The 2,258-nt window shown below is 72.1% G+C and carries 2 protein-coding genes; one reads left to right on the top strand and one right to left on the bottom strand.

Annotation, left to right across the window (positions count from 1 at the left end):
* Window positions 1–1,291 (bottom strand): cyclic 2,3-diphosphoglycerate synthase (locus ABD194_RS19560; RefSeq protein WP_343994606.1); only part of this gene is annotated, 1,291 nt, incomplete at its 3' end.
* Between the two features lie 183 nt (window positions 1,292–1,474).
* On the opposite strand from ABD194_RS19560, the gene ABD194_RS19555 reads away from it, so the two are divergent.
* A partial coding sequence (locus ABD194_RS19555) for an aspartate aminotransferase family protein (RefSeq protein ID WP_425580035.1) occupies window positions 1,475–2,258 on the top strand: 784 nt, incomplete at its 3' end.

Genomic DNA, 2,258 nt, shown 5'->3' with positions numbered 1-2,258 from the left:
GCACGCGCGTCAGGTCGATCGGCGTGCCGCTGACGACGGCGTCGCAGGCGCCGGCCTCGACGGCCGCTCGGATCGTGGCCTCGAGGTCGCGCACCTGTGCGGCGCCGTAGCCCATGGCGGGCAGGACGCCGCGCGCGTTCGGGTACTTCGCGTAGGTGGCGGCGAGCGACCCCACGGCATACGGCGTCGGGTCGACGATCTGGGCCGCACCGGCCATCCGGGCGCCGACGACACCGGCGCCGTAGGTCATCGACCCGTGGGTGAGCGTGGGCCCGTCCTCGACGACGATGACCCGGCTGCCGGAGACGAGCGTCCAGTCGTCCACGGACACCGGGCTGTTCGCGCGCAGCACCGTCGCGGCCGGGTTGAGCACCCGCACCGACGCCTCGACGGCGTCGATGTCGGCGCTGCGCGCCGAGTCGCACTTGGCCAGGAGCACGACGTCGGCCATCCGGACGTTCGCCTCGCCGGGGTGGTATGCCGTCTCGTCGCCCGGGCGCAGCGGGTCGGCGAGCACGACGTGCAGGTCGGGGACGAAGAACGGCAGGTCGTTGTTGCCACCGTCCCAGAGGATGACGTCGGCCTCCTGCTCGGCCTCGCGCAGGATCCGCTCGTAGTCCACGCCGGCGTAGACGATCACCCCGGTGTCGAGGTGCGGCTCGTACTCCTCGCGCTCCTCGATGGTGCACTCGTGGCGGTCGAGGTCGGCATGCGTCGCGAACCGCTGGCAGGCCTGCGCGGCGAGGTCGCCGTAGGGCATCGGGTGGCGCACCGCGACGACCCGCAGTCCGAGGGCGGTGAGCATCCGCGCGAGGTAGCGGGTGGTCTGGCTCTTGCCGACACCGGTGCGCACGGCCGTCACGGCGACGACCGGTTTGGTGCTGCGCAGCATGGTGTGCCGGGCGCCGTGGAGGCGGAAGTCGGCGCCCGCGGCGATGCACCGCGACGCGAGGTGCATGACGTCCTCGTAGCGCACGTCCGAGTAGGCGAAGACGACGACGTCGACGTGCTCGCGTTCGATGAGCCGGGTCAGCTCGGACTCGGCGACGATCGGGATGCCTTGCGGATAGAGCGGACCCGCCAGCTCGGGTGGGTAGCGACGGTCCTCGATGTCCGGGATCTGCGTCGCCGTGAAGGCCACCACCTCGACGCTCGGGTCGTCTCGGAAGACGACGTTGAAGTCGTGGAAGTCGCGGCCGGCCGCACCGAGGAGGACGGCGCGGCTGCGGGCGGCTCTCGTGGGACCGGCGCCGGCTCGGGTGCCGGTGTGAGTGCTCGGGTCGGCGGTCATGGCCTTCTCCTGGCTGGGTCACCGACGTGACCGACACACCCCTTCGCAGGTAGTCCTGGCTGCGGGACCCGCCACGTCGAGTCTTCCACCGGCGCCGACGGCGCGTCCTCATTCGGAGAGGGGGAGAGGGGGATCACCTCCCAATCGGCTGCCCCGCATGGCCTCCGGTGCCACGATCGAAGGGTGAGCGACACAGCGGCACGGGCAGGCGATCGCGGCCGGACGGTCGCGGGCACGACGGCGACCTCGGAGCACGTCTCCCTCGCCGAGGAGTGGGTGGCGGCCAACTACAGCCCACTGGACGTGGTCATCTCGCAGGCCGAGGGGGCTTGGGTCACCGACGTCGAGGGACGCCGCTACCTCGACGCCCTCGCCGGGTACTCCGCACTGAACTTCGGGCACCTTCACCCGGCGCTCGTCGCCGCGGCGCGCAGCCAGCTGGACCGGCTGACGTTGACGAGCCGCGCCTTCCACAGCGACCGGCTGGGGCCGTTCTGCCGGGACCTCGCGACGCTGGCCGGCAAGGACCTCGTGCTGCCGATGAACACCGGCGCCGAGGCCGTCGAGACGGCGATCAAGGTGTCGCGGCGCTGGGGCTACGAGGTCAAGGGCGTGCCGGACGGCCGGGCCCGGATCGTCGTCATGGCCGGCAACTTCCACGGCCGCACGACGACGATCATCAGTTTCAGCGACGACCCGGTCGCGCACGACCACTACGGGCCCTACACGCCCGGCTTCGACATGGTGCCGTTCGGCGACATCGAGGCACTCGAGGCGGCGATCACCGACGAGACGGTCGCGGTGCTGCTCGAGCCGATCCAGGGCGAGGGCGGCGTCATCGTCCCGCCGGACGGGTGGCTGCGCGACGTGCGCGAGCTGACCCGGCGCCGGGGCGTGCTTCTGGTCGCCGACGAGATCCAGTCGGGCCTCGGCCGCACCGGCACCACCTTCGCGTGCGAGCTCGAGG

The sequence above is a fragment of the Terrabacter terrae genome (assembly GCF_039529575.1).
Classification (GTDB): Bacteria; Actinomycetota; Actinomycetes; order Actinomycetales; family Dermatophilaceae; genus Terrabacter; species Terrabacter terrae.
Note: the sequence above shows the minus strand (reverse complement) of the source record. Positions and strands in the feature narration are given on the sequence as shown.